Source organism: Psychrobacillus sp. FSL W7-1493, assembly GCF_038004905.1.
GTDB lineage: Bacteria > Bacillota > Bacilli > Bacillales_A > Planococcaceae > Psychrobacillus.
This window is the reverse complement of the sequence record NZ_JBBOSB010000001.1, coordinates 3,062,207-3,082,309: the sequence shown is the minus strand read 5'-3', so window position 1 is coordinate 3,082,309 and position 20,103 is coordinate 3,062,207. Positions and strand designations below refer to the sequence as shown.

14 protein-coding genes are annotated in these 20,103 nt (G+C 38.5%); all 14 read left to right on the top strand.

The genetic code is table 11. From position 1 onward, the window contains the following. Positions 1-133: 133 nt before the first annotated feature. Positions 134-466, top strand: coding sequence for a bacillithiol system redox-active protein YtxJ (ytxJ, locus tag MKX96_RS15470; protein WP_340884955.1), 333 nt, complete (start codon positions 134-136; stop codon positions 464-466). Between the two features lie 15 nt (positions 467-481). Further along, on the top strand, positions 482-1,312 hold the full coding sequence (locus tag MKX96_RS15465; protein ID WP_340884952.1) for an STAS domain-containing protein: 831 nt from the start codon (positions 482-484) through the stop codon (positions 1,310-1,312). A 367-nt stretch (positions 1,313-1,679) separates the two neighbouring features. Continuing rightward, on the top strand, positions 1,680-3,461 hold the full coding sequence (locus tag MKX96_RS15460; protein WP_340884949.1) for a mechanosensitive ion channel: 1,782 nt from the start codon (positions 1,680-1,682) through the stop codon (positions 3,459-3,461). Between the two features lie 228 nt (positions 3,462-3,689). After that, complete coding sequence (locus MKX96_RS15455) at positions 3,690-4,838, top strand: acyl-CoA dehydrogenase family protein (protein WP_340884947.1); 1,149 nt, start codon at positions 3,690-3,692, stop codon at positions 4,836-4,838. 21 nt (positions 4,839-4,859) lie between these two features. Further along, positions 4,860-5,444 carry a TetR/AcrR family transcriptional regulator gene (locus MKX96_RS15450; RefSeq protein WP_340884944.1) on the top strand — a complete coding sequence of 195 codons (585 nt, stop codon included), beginning with the start codon at positions 4,860-4,862 and terminating at the stop codon, positions 5,442-5,444. A 31-nt stretch (positions 5,445-5,475) separates the two neighbouring features. Continuing rightward, positions 5,476-6,972, top strand: coding sequence for a class I adenylate-forming enzyme family protein (locus tag MKX96_RS15445; RefSeq protein WP_340884942.1), 1,497 nt, complete (start codon positions 5,476-5,478; stop codon positions 6,970-6,972). 12 nt (positions 6,973-6,984) lie between these two features. After that, positions 6,985-8,169, top strand: coding sequence for an acetyl-CoA C-acetyltransferase (locus MKX96_RS15440; RefSeq protein ID WP_340884941.1), 1,185 nt, complete (start codon positions 6,985-6,987; stop codon positions 8,167-8,169). A gap of 326 nt (positions 8,170-8,495) precedes the next feature. Then, positions 8,496-9,335: a 3-hydroxybutyryl-CoA dehydrogenase gene (locus MKX96_RS15435; RefSeq protein ID WP_445678219.1), complete on the top strand. Its 840-nt coding sequence runs from the start codon at positions 8,496-8,498 to the stop codon at positions 9,333-9,335. 768 nt (positions 9,336-10,103) lie between these two features. After that, positions 10,104-10,397, top strand: a complete 294-nt coding sequence (locus MKX96_RS15430; RefSeq protein ID WP_169358737.1) for a WXG100 family type VII secretion target — start codon at positions 10,104-10,106, stop codon at positions 10,395-10,397. Between the two features lie 116 nt (positions 10,398-10,513). After that, a complete protein-coding gene (locus tag MKX96_RS15425; protein WP_169358738.1) occupies positions 10,514-10,753 on the top strand; it encodes an EsaB/YukD family protein in 240 nt (79 codons plus the stop codon). Positions 10,754-10,766: 13 nt separating this feature from the next. Continuing rightward, positions 10,767-12,179, top strand: coding sequence for a type VII secretion protein EssB (gene essB, locus MKX96_RS15420; protein ID WP_340884934.1), 1,413 nt, complete (start codon positions 10,767-10,769; stop codon positions 12,177-12,179). Positions 12,180-12,249: 70 nt separating this feature from the next. After that, the gene (essC, locus tag MKX96_RS15415; RefSeq protein ID WP_340884932.1) at positions 12,250-16,728 is read left to right on the top strand and encodes a type VII secretion protein EssC; all 4,479 of its coding nucleotides are present in this window, start codon (positions 12,250-12,252) and stop codon (positions 16,726-16,728) included. Next, positions 16,725-19,571 carry a type VII secretion protein EsaA gene (gene esaA / locus MKX96_RS15410; RefSeq protein ID WP_340884930.1) on the top strand — a complete coding sequence of 949 codons (2,847 nt, stop codon included), beginning with the start codon at positions 16,725-16,727 and terminating at the stop codon, positions 19,569-19,571. Before essC ends, esaA begins: the two co-directional genes overlap by 4 nt. Continuing rightward, the gene (locus MKX96_RS15405; protein WP_340884928.1) at positions 19,561-20,103 is read left to right on the top strand and encodes a type VII secretion EssA family protein; all 543 of its coding nucleotides are present in this window, start codon (positions 19,561-19,563) and stop codon (positions 20,101-20,103) included. The genes esaA and MKX96_RS15405 overlap by 11 nt, the downstream gene beginning before the upstream one ends.

The window sequence follows — 20,103 nt, the reverse complement described above, 5'->3', positions numbered from 1 at the left end:
AACTACTTTTAGAAGCTAGGACAGTGTCTATCAATTATTACAGGTGCCTGGCACCTGTAATAATAGTAAGTAATATTGGTTTAATGGGTAGTATATAGGGTATGGAGAATGATGAAAGGGTAGGGTGATTTTTGTGACGAGTTATAAGGAAATTACGAGTGTTGATGAATGGAAAGATGTATTAAAGCTATCTGATGCCCAGAAGATTTTGGTTTTAAAACACAGTACTACTTGCCCAATTAGTGCGAGGGCTTTTCGAGAATTTGAATCATTTGACACGCCATTAGAGAAGTATTTAGTTAAGGTGAGGGAGAGCAGACCGGTTTCAAATGAAATGGAGAGTGATTTGGGCGTTAAGCATGAGTCGCCACAGGTCTTTTTGGTCGGAGACGGAAAAGCTGTTTGGAATGCATCTCATCAGCAAATCAATCGAACAGAATTAGCAGTCGCCACTAAATCTTCTTAAAAGGTGTGTAAATAAATGAATGAAATTTTTACAGTAAGTGATTACCTTGTAAAAAATGCAGAAACTATTGGAGAAGAGCTAACCAAACGTGTAGTTGCAGAAGCGCAAAGCATTGACGAAAATTTAAATATAGAACCATATATAGCAACAAAACAAAGAAATCAAGAACTTATATCTATTTTAGGAGCAGCACTTAATAAACCTAAAAATATTGCTGAAGAGGAATTAGCTGATTGGATCAATGAAGTACGAAGTGATGAGATAGCTAATTTCTCAAGCTTTTCTGCTCATATCGCGACTACTGTTAAAAGTAGAACTATTTTTTTAGAATATCTCAATGAAATTTGTTTGTCTTTAAATATTACTTCAGAAAGCATTGTAAGTATAAACAGTCAAATTAGTTATTTGTTTGATGTGTGGATGGTTAATAAAATGCACGTCTATGAGGATCACAGAGAACAAATGATAATAGAGCATCAAAGAGCAATCAATGATTTAAGCGCTCCTATCGTACCAATTCAACATGGTGTAGCAGTTCTTCCTCTTGTTGGGTCTATAGATTATATTAGAGTGCAGCATTTGTTGACCTATGTATTGCCTACCATTCCTGACATGGACATTGATTTTTTAATCATTGATTTTTCAGGTATTCTAACGATTGACGAGGAAATTGCTCAGCATATTTTCACCATTCATAATGTATTAGAGCTGCTTGGCATACATGTGTTGTTCACCGGCATCCGACCTAATCTTTCCATGGTTATCGTCCAGGCAGGAATCGATTTTAGTTCCTTCCAAACCTATGGTAGTGTAAAGCAAGCGATAGAAAGTATAAATAATAAGTAAGTCGTAATATAACTTTAGCTTCTTTCATAGAGCTGTGGTGGCATAGAGCTACTACAGTTTTTATTTATGCAAAAATAGGATTGTAGAAAAAAGTACAAAGGAATTTCTCAAATAAAATAGCGCATAGCGAGCGAAATTGAATCTTCGCGAGCTTAATGACAATTAGAATAGCTATTTTTTCTTTTATTGGTAAAGGTGCAAGTGAAATTTGGCGAATCGAAGGACCTAAAAATAGGGAGTATATAGGATATTTGATTTGCATGTGTCAGGTTGAATATTCCCCTTTTGATAAATTCTTTAGTTTAGAAGAATCGTAGGAGGGGTAGATGGAGGTTGGGAACATTTATAAAACAAAGGAGGACATGGAATGTTTGATGAATTATATTGGAGGAACACCCTTCACTTTTTACCAGAGCTTTTATTAGCATTATTGGTCTTATTAATAGGTTTTTTTGTAGCTAAGCTACTAGAAAATGCTACGTTTAAGCTTTTAAGGAAGTACCGTGTCAATGAAAGACTTGGAAATATTAAGGGTGAGTGGTCAGTAGAGAAAATTCTTAGTAAGGTAGTTTTCTTTATTGTATTGATCTTTGCATTTATCCTGTTCTTTTCTATTTTAAATATGGGTAATTTAGTATCTCCATTTGTCTCTATGTATTCAGGGATTACAGGTGGTGTGCTCAACATTTTGAAAGCTGGTCTCATCTTACTGTTTGCATGGGTTCTAGCTACGCTTGTTAAAAAAGTCATTAAGATGACTGGGAATAGATTTAGTCTAAATAAATACATTATGAAAACTGGAGGAGATCCTTCCAAGGTAGACCAAGTAAAATGGACAGATACTGCTGCAAATGTGGCATATTATTTAATCTTCCTTTTATTCATTCCAGCAGTACTAAACGCACTTGGAATTGATGGATTAAGTGGACCTTTTGAAGGTATGCTTGCTAGCTTCTTTAATTTCATACCTAAGTTAGTGTCAGCTGCAATCGTGTTTGCAATCGGTTGGTTTGTAGCTAAGCTTGTACGTACATTAGTAGAGAAGTTTCTACAGGCTGCAGGTGCAGATAAGCTTGCAGATAAAATGAAGCTTTCTAGTTTCATAGAAGGAACGAGCCTTTCTAAGATTGTAGGGATCGTTGTATTCGTATTAATTATTATTCCAGTTTCTATTACTGCATTGGAAATTTTAGATTTACAAGGTATTTCACAACCGGCAATTGCAATGTTAAATAATATTCTAGCCATGCTGCCTAAGATTTTCGTAGCAATTGTACTAGTGCTTGTAGGTATCGTTGTTGCTAAGTGGGTCAAAGATGTGGTTGTTACTTTACTCCAAAACCTTGGCATCAACTCGATATTTGGTAAGATGGGCTTCGCTTCAACTGGAGGATCCGCTCCTTCCTTTGCAGCAATAATTGGTACTATCGTTCAAGTGTTTATTATTTTATTGTTCGTAGTGGAAGCTCTACAAGTGTTAGAGCTTGAGTTTATGGTTACTCTTGGAACAGCGATATTTGCTTATTTACCACATGTCCTTGCGGCAGTTGTTATATTGGCAGTAGGATTCTGGTTAGCAAGTCTAGTAGAGAAATTAGTAGGAAGCGTAATGAAGCATTCCTCAGGAACTCCTCATTTCCTACGCTATGTTGCTAAGTACGCAATTTTAGCATTTGCCTTCTTCATGGCATTGAGTCAATTAGGCATTGCAGCAGCTATTATTAACTCTGCATTTATCCTCATTTTAGGTGGAGTTGCTTTAGCGTTCGGTCTAGCGTTTGGTTTAGGTGGACGTGAGCACGCAGCTCGCTATTTAAGTAAAATGGAAAAAAGCATTGAGGATGCAGACGTTTCAAAGGAAAGATATAAAGCGGAAGCTAAGGGAATGAAAGAATCATTCAAAGAAAATTTCCGTGATCCTTCAGAAGCAGAAAAAAGTTTAAGAAGAGGAAAAGGGCCACATATCGATGAGGTTAAACCAGTTGGAGATTTCGAACCACAAAATGGTGTAGATACTCCTACAGAAAACCCTATGGATGCAGCTCATGAAGAGGATTCACCGAGCACTGGATATAACATTCCATCAACAGATGATTTACATCCATATGATGATCTTTCTTCAAATGACGACGATAATAGAAATAAATAATAATAGGAAATGCCCCAGCCTTCATGTGTGCTGGGGCATTTTTATGTCTAACAGTTATCAATCAACGACTATATGTTGAGGTAATTATTACAGGTGCCAGGCACCTGTAATAATTACCTCAACATTAAAAATTTAAACGGCGTTCAATTTTTAGTTTTATTTTGTTTGTTTGGATTGTATAATTGTTAATAGTAACAATTTTCTGAATTAATTAAAGGGGGGATGAAGGTGAAGGCTGCGTTTTTGACAGAGGAGCATGAGCTATTTCGGAAGTCTTTAAGGAGAATGCTTGATAAGGAGGCATATCCTTTTTATGAGGAGTGGGAGGCGAAGCGCGAGATTCCTCGTTCGTTTTGGCTGAAGATGGGGGAGAATGGCTTTTTGTGTCCATGGGTTGATGAGGCTTATGGAGGTTTAGGGTTAGATTTCTCGTATTCTATGGTTTTAACGGAGGAGCTGGAGCGTGTTGGTCAAGGTTTGGCTAGTGGTATGTGTCTTCACTCGGATATTGTAAGCCCTTACATTGCGGAGCTTGGGACAGAGGAACAAAAGCAAAGGTGGCTGCCACGTTGTGTTACTGGGGAGCTTATCAATGCTATTGGTATGACGGAACCGGGTGCAGGCTCTGATTTGGCGGGTATTAAAACGACTGCTCGTCGTGATGGTGACCATTATATTTTAAATGGAGAAAAGACGTTTATAACGAATGGGACGATTGCTGATTTTGCAATTATCGTTTGTAAGACGGACCCATCGGCACAGCCGGCGCATAGAGGCATCAGCTTGCTTGTCGTGGAAAAAGGCATGGAAGGATTCAAGCATGGGAAGAAGCTCGATAAAATCGGTATTCATAGCGGTGATACTGGTGAGTTGATATTTGAGGACGTTCGAGTCCCCATGGATAATTTACTAGGGGAAGAAGGTAAGGGGTTTTATTATTTAATGCAAAACCTTCAGCAGGAACGACTGATTGTAGCTATTCAATGTCAGGTGGAAGCTGAGGAAATGCTTCGAATCACACTAGATTACATAAAGAATAGAAAAGCATTTGGTCAGTCTATCAGTAAATTTCAAAATACTCAGTTTAAAATTGCTGAAATGGCAACGGAAATTGATATAGGGAGAACTTATATTAACTCATTAACTGCTCGCCACATCGCTGGAGAGGATTTAGTGAAGGAAGTGGCGATGGCCAAATGGTGGATAAGTGAAATGGCGAAGCGAGTGGCTGCGGAATGCTTACATTTGCATGGGGGCTATGGGTATATGGAAGAGTACGAGATTGCTAGAAGATATCGGGACATTCCCGTAGCAAGTATATACGCAGGTACCACTGAGATTATGAAGACGATTATTGCTAAAAAGCTAGATTTGTAAATGCGCAAGGAGGTAATCCTTTTGGCAATCTCACCAAATAAAACTACGAAAAAGAAAGAGGAAATTATTCTTTCTGCAGTGAAAATCATGAATGAAAAGGGACATCAGCGAGCGACGATGGAAGAAATCGCAGCAGAGCTTCAAATGACGAAGGGGTCACTCTACTATTATTTTAGGAATAAGGAGGACTTGATCTTCCGATGTCATGAGCTTGTGCTGGAGCAGGCAATTGACGAGCTTCGGGAGGCTTTTCATTCCAATGTTTCAAATGTAGTAAGGCTTCAGCAAATGATTGCTATTCATGTGAAATATGCAGTAAAGGAAAAGGAATCCTTTAACATGATCATTAAGCCGGATGAAACATTTTCAACGGATCACCTTCACCCCATCTTAAAGAAAAGAAATGAGTACGAGGGCTGGTTCGACCGAGTAATTCTTGCTGGTATAGAATGTGGGGAATTCAATATTAATGAACCTAAAATTGTACGCATGATACTATTGGGTGCTCTAAATTGGATTCAGCAATGGTATAAGAAGGCTGGAGATAAATCTCTAGAAGAATTGCAACAAATTTATAGTGATTATTTATTGAAGGTAATGAAGTGAGTTTAATCAATTAAAAAGGGGATTGGTTATTATGTTAATTACTGAACAATTGGCATCACATGTAAAAGAGCGACCTAATCACATTATTACGCAATTCAATGGAAGAGAGCTTACTTATTCCGCATTTTATGAAAAAGCAAAACGGCTTGCTGGCTTTTTTCAAGCAAAGGGCTATCAACAAGAGGATGTGATCGCCCTATATTTAAATAACTCGGATTACTTTTTAATCTGTTATTATGCATGTCAGCTTGGCGGTTTTACAGTTATGCCCGTCAATACAAAGCTTGCTGCACCTGAGATTGAATATATATTCAAGCATTCGGAGGCGAAGGCACTCGTTTATGATGTTCGATTGGAACCTGTATTGCATGAAATACCGGAGACATTTGAAGGGTTTTTACACACTATACAGGTTGGTGGGGATAACACACTAGAGGCTATATTTGCAGATTCAAGCTTAGTAATGAATGAAGTCGCTATAAATGAACAACAGACAAGTGTCATTTTTTATACGTCTGGCACAACTGGGAAGCCAAAAGGGGTCATGCTTTCTGCTCAAAATGTATATGCGACCGCACAAATATGGGGAGAAGCAATGGATCTGAATGAAAGAGATCGAATGCAGATTGTCGCACCGTTATTTCATTGCGCAGCGAGTCATGTGTTTAGTATTCCAGTAATTTATGTGGGAGGGACAATTGTCATAGAGGAGGTATTTTCTCCGGAGCAGGCGTTGACTACAATGGAGCAAGAGAAAATTACTATATTTTTTGGAGTACCTGCGATGTACAGTATTTTACTGAACACATCAAAAATTAAACAAATAGAGCTTCCAAGTTTGAGGCTATTGACGTATGGTGCTGCTCCAATGCCTTATGAGCTCGTTCGAAAGGTGAAATCTTTATTCCCAAATGTAAAGGTTCAAAATCTCTATGGGCAAACAGAGAATTCTCCTGCAGCAACAACCTTAAAGGACCATTTTGCACTGGATAAGGTCGGGTCTGTAGGAGAACCACTACCGAAGACAGAAGTTCAAGTGGTGGATGAGTTTGGAGATCCTTTACCACATGGCCAGGTAGGAGAAATTGTCGTGAAGGGTCCTCAGGTGATGAAAGGTTATTTAAAGAACGAGGAGGAAACGAATCGGGCAATCCAAAATGGTTGGTTATATAGCGGGGATTTAGGTAGGTTTGATGAAGATGGTCTGCTTTATATTGTTGATCGAAAGAAGGATATGATTATCCGAGGCGGAGAGAATGTTTATCCCGTGGAGGTGGAAGAAGTTCTCTATCAAGTTCCCGAGCTGCTAGAGGCGGCAGTTGTTGGAGTTCCTCATACAGTGTATGGGGAAGTGCCTAAGGCGTTTGTTGTTTTAAAAGATGGATATGAGATAACGGAGGAAGAAATATTGGCATTTTGTTCTAAACGCTTGGCAAAATTTAAAGTGCCAGTAGAGGTCGACTTTATGGAAAGCCTTCCTAGAAATGCGAGTGGAAAGGTTTTAAAGAATTCTCTTCGAAACAGTTAGGAGGAACAGTGGATGAAAACAGTATATTTAATAGATGGAGCAAGGACAGCATTTACGAGCTTTGGAGGATCCTTTGCTCAAGTTAAAGCGGATGATTTAGGTGCAGCTACAGCAAGAGAAGCAATGAAACGATCGGAAGTCGGGCCAGACCAAATCGATCATGTCATATATGGAAACGTCATTCATTCTAGTACGAACGCAGCTTTCCTTTCACGTCATATCGGATTGAAGGCAGGCATACCAGTAGAGGTTCCAGCGATGAATGTGAATCGCTTATGTGGCTCAGGCTGTCAATCAATTGTATCGGGTGCTCAAATGATCTTGTTAGGCGAAGCGAATATTATTCTCGCAGGTGGTGCTGAAAATATGTCGATGTCTCCCTATGCAAATTTTACGTCTAGATTTGGTGCTAGTAAGATGGGGACAATGAAGTATGAGGATATGGTGCTTAGCACTTTAACGGATGAGTATATTGGAAGTGGCATGGGGATGACTGCTGAGAAGCTAGCAGAGCAATATAGCTCACCTCGAGAAGAGCAAGACGAGTTTGCCTTACTTAGCCAAAAACGAGCAGCTCATGCACAGGAATCGGGCAGATTTGCAGAGGAAATAGTAGCTGTAGAGGTTCCTTCTAGGAAAGGAACTGTAATGGTGGATCAGGATGAGCATATTAAGGGTGAAGTTACACAGGAAAAGTTAGCATCCCTTAAGCCTTCCTTTTTGCAAAATGGAACCGTGACGGCGGGTAATGCTAGTGGTATTAATGATGGAGCGGCCTCGGTTATTATAGCAAGCGGTGAGGCCGTAGAGAAGCATGAGCTTAAGCCTTTAGCTAAGATTATCTCGTGGGGGATAGCGGGGGTTGATCCATCCATTATGGGAATTGGCCCAGTACCGGCAATTAAACAAGCACTTGCTCGTGCAGAAATGACGTTAGAGGAAATAGATTTAATAGAAGTAAATGAAGCCTTTGCCTCTCAGTATTTAGCAGTAGAAAAGGAGTTAGGATTAGATAGAGACAAAACGAATGTCAATGGAGGAGCAATTGCACTAGGTCACCCAGTTGGCGCAAGTGGGACTCGGGTCTTCCTTTCTTTAGCATATGAGCTTAAGAGAAGAGGATTAAAATATGGAGTCGCAAGTCTTTGTATCGGTGGTGGCCAGGGAATAGCCGTCATTATAGAGAATGTAAATTAATTTAGTATAGGACTTTTACTTTTTTAAGTAGAAGTCTTTTTTAGAGCTATTTGATTGGATTATTAAGGTAGAAGTTTTGATATGTTTTATTGAGGGATAGTGTTCGTCTATTATGAGGCTAATTTAAGTAGTTATTTATACTCGGGACCAACCAATTTTACTTTTAAACCATAATTTACATGTTTCTCTAGATAACTAATGGAATAGGAAGTATAATGTTATTATTAGATAATATTCTGATAATTGAAGCTAGATATGTGTCAAAAAGAATAAAGAGGGAATAAGGATTACAAAGAACATCTAAGAGTTTTTAGGAGGTTATCATGATGAAAATTGGTGTATTAGGTGCAGGTACCATGGGAAATGGCATTGCACAAGTAATGGCTTCTGCGGGACATGAGGTCACGCTTTGTGATATTGATAACGAAATACTAAGAACAGCGGCATCTACAATCGATGCTAATTTATGGAGGCTTTATAAGAAGGAAAACAAAGAGTTTAGTGAGATCGGGTGGGTACTAAGCAGAATTACGTTCACTACTGATAAAACCAAACTAGCAGGACTTGATATAGTAATAGAGGCTATATTAGAAAATCGTGATATTAAGAAAAGAGTCTTTGCTGAACTGGATGCAATTTGTGATCCAAAAACCATACTAGCTTCAAATACCTCTGGTTTAAGTATTACGGAAATAGGATCCGCAACTGGGAGGCCTGACCGTGTCATTGGGATGCACTTCTTTAATCCTGTGCCAGTCATGAAATTAGTAGAAATCATAAAAGGCTCTGAAACTAGTGATGAAACATATGATACCGTAAAAAAACTAGTAGAAGACAGCGGAAAAGAAAGCATTACTATATTAGATGCTCCGTTATTCGTTGTAAATCGTATATTAGTTCCAATGATCAATGAAGCTATCTTTGTTCTAGGAGAAGGCATTGCTTCTGCTGAAGATATAGATAAAGGGATGGTGCTAGGAACAAACCAACCAATTGGTCCACTAGCCCTAGCTGATCTTATCGGCTTGGACACACTTTTATCAGTAGCAGAGACATTGTTTGAAGAAACTGGAGACACCAAATATCGAGTTGCACCACTCTTAAGAAAATACGTTAGAGCCGGTAAGCTAGGTAGAAAAACAGGGAGAGGCTTCTATACGTATTAAAATACAAAACCACATCCAGCATGGATTGTGGTTTTTTATGTGCCAAGTATGTTACAGGTGCCTGGCACCTGTAACATACTTGGCCCATATAACACAGCATCTGAACAAATAAAAATGGTATTTATAATATGGTTTTTCATGTTTTCTGTAATGTTTTTGTAATGGAATGGAGAGTTAGAAGAAAATTATGATGGAAGTTATTATGAGTTCAAGTATCTTCGAACTAAGATATTTGACAGATGCAATGTTACAAAAGATGGGTCGAAATAATTGGTTTATGTTAAGAATGATAAAATATTGATATTTCAGTTTGAATAATAAATCATCTAGAGTAAAAATATATTATTAAATTTAAAATATTAAATTAACGGGACGAAAGTCTATGAGCGTTTAGTTCTAAGGTTATTTTTTGATTTTTTTGGATGCTTTGACTACTTAGTTTGAGAATGTTATTTATTATATTAGGCAATGGACTTAAACTCCTTTTAATCTCTAAAAAAATATAAGGTAAGAGGTTTAGAGATTACAAAATAGGGGGATATGGCTATAGTAAATGGTTTTTTTAGTAAATTAAATAGTTAGAAGTATATTAAAAGTAAAAAATATCCATTAACAAATATTTTCTGTAAAATATTTGTAATCTATTTGGTAAAAGAAGTAAAGTGTATTGGAAGTATCTGTGAAGGAACGGCAAGTTCATCTTGTAGTTAGCTCTCACAGTTATTTTATAAATTCATCAAAATACTAAACAAAAGGGAGATGTATGAAATGTCAGGAATTATTCGCGTAACACCAGCTGAGTTGGATGCAATGGCATCACGTTACAGTCATGAGTCAAGTGAGGTTGCTTCTCAAATCGGTCGTTTGGACGGTATGATCGGTGAATTGCAATCTATGTGGGAAGGTGCTTCTAGTGCAGCCTTTGCTGAACAATATGAAAGACTTAAGCCACATTTCAATGATATGCGTGAGCTATTAAGCGAAGTTAGCGTGCAGTTAAGCCGCACTGGTCAAGCTCTGCAAGATGCAGATCAACAAATTGCAAGCCAAATCAGAGGGTAACTTGGAGTATTGTTCAGGATGTAATATATAGAGCGTCATTCCATATTGGAAGGCGCTTTTCCTTCATTTTCAACTATTTTAAGCAAGCTTACACTCTTTAGGAGAGGTGTTACATTTTGTATATAGAAATTACAGTTGACCTTTCAAAGTATAACGGGAAAGTTATTGACCTCCGACTATCTGATTACTACACGATGAAAAAGATGATTGATATTGCGTGGCAGGCTGCTTCCATTTCCAACCCAAAGCGTGAGGGTCATTGGATACGCGTGGTAAACAAGGATAAATTATTCCCTGGGCATTTAACAATGTCTGAATGCGGCATTACGACCGGCGATCGAATTGAAATCATTTGAAGGAGAAATGGACATGGCCCCTAAACAGAAAGATATGAGCAAAACAAAAACCAAACTTAAAAATAGACCATATACATATTTGAAAAATCGTACGGGTGCGGAAATTAATGAGGAAGCCAATAAAACCACCTTTGTATTTCAAAAGGAAAGAGTTGCTTTTAAGCGTACCGAGGAAATAATCTTCCTAAAAGAAGTTAACCCAAAGATCTCTAAGGAGATTGTTATTACTGACGACGAATTAATCGTTCAAGCCGAGATTCCAAAAGACCATATGCGTTTTAGAGACATTCATCGAGAGGAAGAAAAATCTAGGTGGATGCTAGGTTATCAGCTTGTAGAAAAGGTTTACTCTCACCCTTATCCCCGACTAAACCTAATAGTATGCCCGGAAAATATAATCTTTAGCAAGGCTTTGGATCCAATGTTTCTTTACTATGGTGTATTAGGAAGTTTACCTCCGTATGAAACAGATGAAGATAGGCTCTGGCTTGAAACAAAAGCAGTGGTAGCAGCAGCAATAGACAATTCATTCACCTTTGAAGAGTACTTAAAGTACTCCGAAATATTAGAGCTCAAGGAAGTTGGAGCTACCATCATGGGTATGAAGGATAGCCAAGCTCTATTGGACTATATTACAGAAAAAATGGAACAGCTTGAAATCGTAGAAATGGGCAATATCAAGCTACCAAGAAAGAAATGGAAGTGGACTAAATACTTAGCAATCGGACTTGGCATTCTAATTCTTCCTGCAATCATATTTACTATCATTTATTTTGTACATGAAAAGCCAAAGAACGAAGCTTATACCCTTAGCCATGAATACTTTCTAGGACAAAATTATAGTCAGGTAGTGACCTTATTGGAGCCTTATTCTGTGAAAGGGATGCCCTACATTGTTCTGTATGAGTTAGCGTACGCATCGGTTACTAATGAAAGATTAGACGAAGAACAAAAGAAAAATGTGTTATCTAATATAACCCTTCAAACAGATGCAGAGTACCTGAAATATTGGATTCACCTAGGTCGAGGTGAGGCAGAAGATGCTGTTGACATTGCAAGAGCGATGGAGGACGGAGAGCTTATTACCTTTGGGTTACTAAAAAGACGCGAGGAAGTTAAAGCAGACAAAGACCTTACTGGCGAAGAAATGCAAATTCTTCTGAATGAAATTGACCAAGAGGTAGAGGAATTTGAAAAGCTAATGCTAGAAGCTGAGGAAGCTGAAAGAGAGGCAGAGGAAGAAGCACAGAAAATAGAAATAGAAAAAGAAGCAAAAAATGAAACAGCAGAACCGGAGGCAGCACCAGTACCAGAAACCGCACCAGCAGAAACACCAGCACCAGCGACTCCGGAAACTCCAGCTGCAACCGAAGCACCACCAGCTGCACCAGAAACACCAGCAGCTGAAGAAAACGCAGCAAATTAATGTTAGAAACTACTCACTTATTATTTGGCTATTTTATTAAACTATCAGGGTTTGAAAGAGGGTGTTCAGGTTGTTACAGCTATGGGTATTTTATGGAGAAGATTATCAACGATTAGAGATAAAACAAAGAGAGTTTACAACACTAACCATTGGCCCTGCTATAGAGCATGATGTAACCGTCCAAAGTTTCCCTTTTCTTTTTGGAGAAATAAGGATTGAAAATAAGGAAAATCAATTAGTCCTTCACGATGGGGCACAGGAATTGGGAGTGTTGACAGAAGAAAGTGGTCTTGCAATTGAGCAGAGAGATAAGATCTTAAAAGTGTTCGTATCTTCTTTACCGGTTCAGACAAAAACTTATTTTATCGATTATACAAACGAAGTGTCATTCGACAGTCAAGAGGAACAAGCAACCTTTCATCGTACGAATATTATGTTCCCTGAAGTGGAGACTGGTCATTTCTCTTTCAATAAAATCAATGATGGCTGGATTATCAAAAAGGATTTTGCATGTCCTTTATATCTAAACGGAAAACGTTGCGGTACTAATCAAATTATTCAGCTGGGTGATGTACTACAATGGGCATTTATGGAGATTAAACTGGTTCAAAGAGATTTAATCGAAATAGTGACAAACAAGGAGTATATAAGCCCGCTACCTGAAATAGAATTACCTAAAACGGAAAGATATGCTATGTACCCAGAATATAGAAGGACACCTCGTATGATTTATGACTTACCAGAGGATAAGGTATCTATCTCCTTTCCTGCTCAGGAAAGTGATGCAACAGGTCGAGGATTATTGATGACGATTGCACTACCGCTTGTCATGTTAATCGCGATTGGAACGATTACCATTTTTGTTCCACGAGGGGTATTTGTCATCATATCTATCACGATGTTCATGGCTGTACTTGTTACATCTACGATTAACTTCTTTAAGGAACGAAAAAAGAGAAAAGAGTACGAAGCCAAGCGAAGAAGAGTTTATACGGCCTATATGGCCAACTTACGAGAAGAGCTGGATGGCTTATCGGAAAAGCAAAAGTTTGTGCTCGAGTATCATTATCCTTCCTTTGAAAAAATGAAAATAATGACAGAGGAGTTATCCGGACGTATTTGGGAGAAGAGTTTAGAAAGCCATGACTTTCTACAATTTAGATTAGGCATTGGTGATGTTCCTTCAAGTTACGAAATAAAGCTTAGCTCTGGTGATTTAGCAAACAGAGAAGTGGACGACCTACTAGAAGAGGCGCAAAGGATGGAAAAGGTATATCAAACCATCCAATCTGCACCAATAACAACGGATTTGCATCAGGGTATTTTAGGATTAATCGGTAAGGAAAATGTGGTCAAACGGGAGCTTCAACAAATAATTGGACAGTTAGCCTTTGCTCATAGCTATCATGATATTCGTGTGATTAATATTTTTAATCACAAAGAATACAAGGATTATGAATGGATGAAGTGGCTCCCTCACTCCACACTTCCAAACATGCATGCGAAAGGCTTAATCCACAATGAGGAAACTCGTGATCAGTTGTTGTCCTCACTTTACGAAATAATTCGTGAAAGAGATGTGGATGAGATGAAAGGGAAAGTGAGATTTGCCCCTCATCTAGTGTTTATCATTTCGGATACATCTTTAATAGCAGAGCACGTCATCATGGAATACTTAGAGAAAAAGAATACAAAGGAATTAGGATTCTCGGTAATCTTTGCTGAATCTGCTGAGGAACGGATGACCGAGAACGTTCATACACTCGTTCGATATGTAAACGATCGTGAAGGAGATATTTTAATAGAGGAAGGTAAGGCTGTAAACAGGCCCTTCTATTTGGATGACTACGATGCTACAACTAATGAGCGATTCTCTCGGATGTTGCGAACATTGAATCACCAAATAGGTATGAAAAATTCGATTCCCAATTCAGTTAGCTTTTTAGAGATGTTTGAAGTAAAAGATGTGGAAGATGTTCCTATTCAACAATATTGGAAAACAAATGAATCAGCTAAATCTCTTGCAGTTCCGATAGGGCTCAAAGGGAAAAAAGAGCTTGTTCACTTAAATCTACATGAAAAAGCACATGGCCCTCATGGATTGCTGGCTGGTACAACTGGATCAGGGAAAAGTGAATTTCTTCAAACATATATTTTATCACTTGCGGTTCATTTTCATCCGCATGAAGTTGCATTTTTACTTATCGATTATAAAGGAGGGGGAATGGCACAGCCGTTCAAGAAAATCCCTCATCTGTTAGGAACGATAACGAATATTGAAGGTAGTAAAAACTTTAGTATGCGTGCCTTAACATCTATCAATAGCGAGCTTAAACGTAGACAGCGCTTATTTGACCGGTATGAGGTTGCTCATATCGATGACTATACAACGCTGTATAAAAACGGTCTTTCTCTTGAACCACTTCCGCATCTTTTTCTTATCTCTGATGAGTTCGCAGAGCTAAAGAGTGAGGAGCCAGAATTTATACGGGAGCTAGTAAGTACTGCTCGTATTGGACGAAGCTTAGGAGTGCACCTAATCCTTGCTACTCAAAAACCTGGGGGAATTATCGATGAACAAATTTGGAGTAATGCCCGCTTCCGAGTAGCGCTGAAGGTCCAGGATGCGAATGATAGTAAGGAAATCCTCAAAAATAGTGATGCAGCTTCAATTACCGTGACAGGTAGAGGATATTTGCAGGTAGGAAATAATGAGGTCTACGAGCTGTTCCAATCTGCTTGGAGTGGTGCGCCGTATATGGAAGAAACGTTAGAAGGAGAAGAGGACATTGCAATTGTCACTGATTTAGGTCTAGTTCCACTAACGGGGATTGAAACAAAGGTAAGTAAGAAAAAGAGTAAGATGACAGAAATTGAGGCAGTGACTGCTAAAATTGCTCAAACCCAAGAAGAAATGGCTATCCAAAAGCTCCAAAGTCCATGGCTGCCACCTTTGGCTTTAAGGATTACCCAGTCCAAGCATATAGAAGAAATGGAGGATGCCTTCCTCCTGGGAATGATAGATGAACCAGAAAAACAGGCGCAAAATCCAATTTATTACGAATGGAAGAAGGACGGGAATGTAGGAATCTTTGGTTCTTCAGGTTATGGGAAATCTTATACATTATTAAGACTCCTACTTGGTATAGCAGACAATCTAAGCCCTGCCGAGGCTCACTTTTACATTTTAGATTATGGAAATGGATCTCTTCTTCCTATGAGGCAGCTGCCACATACAGCTGATTACTTTACGATGGATGAGGAGTTAAAACGAGATAAGCTTATAAAGCTAATAAAGGATGAGATATCTAACAGAAAGATAGCCTTCCAATTGGCAGAAGTGAGTAATATCCATATGTACAATAAAGTATCAGAGTCTCCATTACCTCTTATTTACATTGTAGTGGATAACTATGATATTGTACGGGAGGAAATGGAAGAGCTAGAGGCACAGCTGATACAGTTTGGGCGCGATGGACAATCATTAGGTATTCATCTGCTTGTTTCTGCAACAAGAGTACAGTCCATTAGACAATCACTCATGAACAATTTAAAAACTAAAATAGTCCATTATTTAATGGATAGCACAGAGTCATATGGTGTCATTGGAAGAGTCCCATTTGACTTAGAGCCTTTCCCAGGTAGAGCGATTATTAAAAAAGAAGAAGCGAAGTTTGCACAATTATTCCTACCAGCACATGGAGTAGACGATTTCGAGATTTTAGAATCTATTAAGTCGAAAGTACGAGCATTGAAGAGTGCTTATGCAGAAATGCCTGCACCAAAGCCAATTCCAATGTTGCCGCTTGAGTTAAACAGCGACAACTTCCAAAACTATTTAGAGGATGACATAATGCCTGGAATAGTACAGCTTGGCTTGGATGAAGAAACAGTTAGAACGATACCAATTAACTTTAATAAAAATCGTCATCTAATGCTGATTGGTCCGGTTCAAAGAGGTAAAACGAATACGATTAAGTGGTTATTACATCAATTATTAGAAATGGAGAATGGCTTTATTGCTATCTTTGATTCATTTGATCGAGGTCTTGCAGCATTCTCAGACGAACCAAAAGTAGACTACTTAGAAACGAAAGATCGATTGGTAGATTGGATTACCAACGTGGAGCAACATTATGTAGAAGTGGAAAGTAGCTATCTAGAAAGCTTGCAAAACGGACAATCACCAACAATCGTCCCTGCCTATTTCTTCATTGATGGCTATACGAGATTTTTACAGCTCGCAGATGTAGGCATTCAGGATCGTCTATCTAAGCTAATGAAAAAATATACTCATCTAGGCTTTAATGTGATTGTATCGGCTAACAACTCAGAAATTACAAAAGGCTTCGATGCATTTACGAATGAATTGAAGCTCGTAAGACAAGGATTAGTATTTATGAAAAAATCAGAGCAAACGCTGTATACAGTACCTTATGAAAGAAAAGAGGCAGAACTGCCTTTAGGCTATGCGCATTACGTATTCAACGGAAACGCCACAAAGGTTTTAATTCCGTTATGTAAGATGGAGAGGAAGATCACCCAATGAAAAATTTAAAGGGAACGGGATTATGGAAAATAGTTGCTGGGATTGTTCTAATATTAGCTCTCCCTATTTTGTTCTTCCAGCTGATGGGGGTCAGCATATTAGATTTAGACAATCCAAATAAAAGGGTTATTGCCATTGTCAATGAGGATCAGGGAATTACAAAAGGTCAGGAAAGTATTGACATGGGGGTAGAGGTAGTGACAATTCTTGCTACCGATTCACCATATGAATGGAAGGTAGTCGGCAGAGGGGCTGCTGAAAATGGTCTTAAGTCCAATCAGTATGAGGCAATCGTCTATATCCCTTCTAACTTTTCTTCTAATGTAATGTCTTATGATCAGCAAAATCCAGAAAGAGCAGAATTCTCTTATAAGGTGCATTCACAAAAAGCTGGGCTACGAAAAGAGAGAGTGCTCCATGAGATTGAGTCAGCTACCAATCGTGTAAATGAAAAGGTGTCTACTCTTTATTGGACATACGTAGCACAGGAAATGGATCATATTAAAAAGGAATTTGCTAATATTTTAGGTAAGGAAACAGAATTTCTATCGACGATGTCAGCATACTATAAGCCAGAATCTGAAACACTTGCTGAAGAAATGAAACGACAAAAGGAACAGATGGCTGGATTGCTTTCGACAATGAGCTCAGCTAATAATTCCCATGCTGCAAGGATTGAAAATGCGGAAACCTTCGGGAACCAAATGACTGGATTTATCAGCTACGTCCAGCAATATAAAACGTTCCAGGATAGTCAAAAAGAAATTTTAAGACAAGTCCAAGATGACAGTCTTGCAAAGATAAAGGTTGCTGCCGCTTCTCAAGCAGAGCATTTCAATAAAACCGTTCAGCAGCTAGAAGATAGCAACGAAAAGTTAAATGATGAAATTTACAAAGTGAACAATATTATAGATGCCAACCAGGAGAAGTTCAATGCATTGTCTGAGCTCCGAAAAAGTGAGGTAGATCGCCAGCTTAATGACTTACTTGTCGTTCAAAAAACTGCAATCGATCGCTATAACTATTCGGTGCTTACAAGCTTAGAAAAAGGAATTGAGGCAAGAAAGAACGGTACTGCTGTATTAGGGATAATGGATGTTGGAACAGATCCACAGCAACTAGTTACTATCGGTACAGAAATGGAACAAAAGGCTGCAGCAAAAACCGGAACACTTCTTCCTACTTTAGAGGAGGAGCGTACAAAGGTTAATGAAATCCTTACAGCTCTTCAGTCTTTAAAAACAAAAATATCGGAAACAGATCCAGAGTCTACATTGTTAACTGATTTGGATCAGCTACAAGGTGAATTGACAAATGTCACCGCGCTTATTTCTCAAAAAGAAAACATGTGGAGCAGTTCCAATCAAGAAGGAACAAATGATTATGCCACTGCCGCAAAGGAATATACAAGTCTTTTAACAGATTATCAGGCCGTATATAGGGAATATCAATCCGTGCAGCAAATTATAGACACCTACCCGGCTGATACGGTAAGGATAGGGTTGGAGATTAGTCAAAAAGAAGAAGTCTTACTGACTCATCCGAATCTAACAGCTGAACAGAAAACTAGATTACAGGAGTTATTTGGTAAAAGAGTTACCAATACAGAGCTAAGCTCTTTATTGTCCTATTATGCAACTTTAGAGCAGTTTGAATATACGTTGAATGAAGGAGGGGAAAGCACCAACAAGGATGCCCTGCTAGAAGACGAAATTTTAACAGCTTTACTAAAAAATGTGGTAGACGTTAATGAACTAGAATTAGAAGGCTGGACTGCAGTAGAAGAAAGTATACCGGAAACTCAATTGGGAATGACCGATTTAAGTACAACCTTTGCTGCTATTATGTCCGGTCAAAGAGAAACAGTGGAAGGGCAGCATTTATCCTTACTAAATGATTTAGATACGATCGATAAGCAGGCGAATTTATTGCTGCAGCAAATTCAAAACCCAGCTACTATGTTAGGTGCAGAACCACAGCAAACAGTAGGTGAGGGAGAAGTTGCATCCAGTCAACAAAATGTAAGTAATCAGCTAGTGTCTCTTAGTCAAATGATGAATACGTTATCGGACCGTCAGAATAACTTGGTAAATTACGCAAATGAATTGCACGCAAAAGCAGATAACATTAAAACTACATCTGATGAGTTTAGTAACAAATGGGAGACAAACGTGGATGCTATGTCTGATTTTGATGGAGATATACAAAGCTTCCTAGCAAACACTTACGTAGATGGACAGGAAAATGGATATGCATTTAACCATTTTGTGAATCCACTAGGAGTAAAAGGAGCAACTGCTGTCTCAGAGGAAGGACAAAAGGTTCCACCAGTTATCTTATTTATCGTCCTACTAATTAGTAGTCTACTAATAGGTTACTTTACGTATCACTTAAAGGATGGGGCAGTTGGGCTTCGTATAGCAATGACAATCATCTTATCTCTTTTAGTTGGGATTATTATTAGCCTATACAGTATTAACATGTACATCTTAAATGACGATCGTGCCATTCAGTGGACGATATTTACGGTGCTATTACTATTAGCAAGTGCTTCCATTGTTCGAGCAGCGTTAGAGTTTGGTCAGGCAGCCGGGTGGCTAGCTGGAATAGTACTTATGTGTATTTACATTATTCCGCTGTTGATTTTAGCGGTGCCAGATGTGAACGTACCTGATATTTTATCCAACGTGTATCTTTCAATAAAATATGAGGCGGAGACAAACTTTACGATAGGAGTAATCATTACAGGCGTTATAGCAATAATAATGCTAGTAGTATCCTATTTTGTAAGCAAGAATAATGGCCAAAACGCTACGACAGTAGATGAAGCATATGAAGGCTAAAAAGGTCATTTTAGTTGTCCTCTGTACAGCGCTACTCTGTTTTCCTAAAAGTGGAGTAGTGCTAGCAGATGAAAATAAAACAATCGATGAATTAGAGCCATTGTTATATGAAAAGCTAGAATTTAAAAAAAATACCGATTATCTACATGATGTGAAGAAAACAGAAATGAAAAACACGATTCCTATTAAGCAGTTTGATATATATTTTGACGGTAGGAAGAAGCTGCCTAATCGTAATGACTCATCTTTCCTTTTCCAAAGTGATGAAAGAGGTGAGAATAGCACGGTGGCAGCACGCTCCGTAGAATTAAAGCTTTTCACTTCTGGGGAGAAAGAGACAAACACAAAAGGGAACTTCTCACAGCAACAGCAAGAAGGAAGTTCAAATGGAAACCTTCTTACACTTGTTTTCCTATTGATTATAGCCAGTGGGATTATTATTCTCTTTGTAGTATTTTTGCCAAAGCTCGCACAAACGTCAAACGGTACTCCAAAAAAGAAGAAGGGTATAAGGGAGGGTGAATTAATTTGA

Excerpts from the sequence above, each read along its gene's own strand:
- MKX96_RS15465 (WP_340884952.1), top strand. The coding sequence starts at position 482 with ATGAATGAAATTTTTACAGTAAGTGATTACCTTGTAAAAAATGCAGAA.
- MKX96_RS15460 (WP_340884949.1), top strand. The coding sequence starts at position 1,680 with ATGTTTGATGAATTATATTGGAGGAACACCCTTCACTTTTTACCAGAG.
- MKX96_RS15445 (WP_340884942.1), top strand. The coding sequence starts at position 5,476 with ATGTTAATTACTGAACAATTGGCATCACATGTAAAAGAGCGACCTAAT.
- MKX96_RS15440 (WP_340884941.1), top strand. The coding sequence starts at position 6,985 with ATGAAAACAGTATATTTAATAGATGGAGCAAGGACAGCATTTACGAGC.
- MKX96_RS15435 (WP_445678219.1), top strand. The coding sequence starts at position 8,496 with ATGAAAATTGGTGTATTAGGTGCAGGTACCATGGGAAATGGCATTGCA.
- MKX96_RS15430 (WP_169358737.1), top strand. The coding sequence starts at position 10,104 with ATGTCAGGAATTATTCGCGTAACACCAGCTGAGTTGGATGCAATGGCA.
- essB (WP_340884934.1), top strand. The coding sequence starts at position 10,767 with ATGGCCCCTAAACAGAAAGATATGAGCAAAACAAAAACCAAACTTAAA.
- esaA (WP_340884930.1), top strand. The coding sequence starts at position 16,725 with ATGAAAAATTTAAAGGGAACGGGATTATGGAAAATAGTTGCTGGGATT.
- MKX96_RS15405 (WP_340884928.1), top strand. The coding sequence starts at position 19,561 with ATGAAGGCTAAAAAGGTCATTTTAGTTGTCCTCTGTACAGCGCTACTC.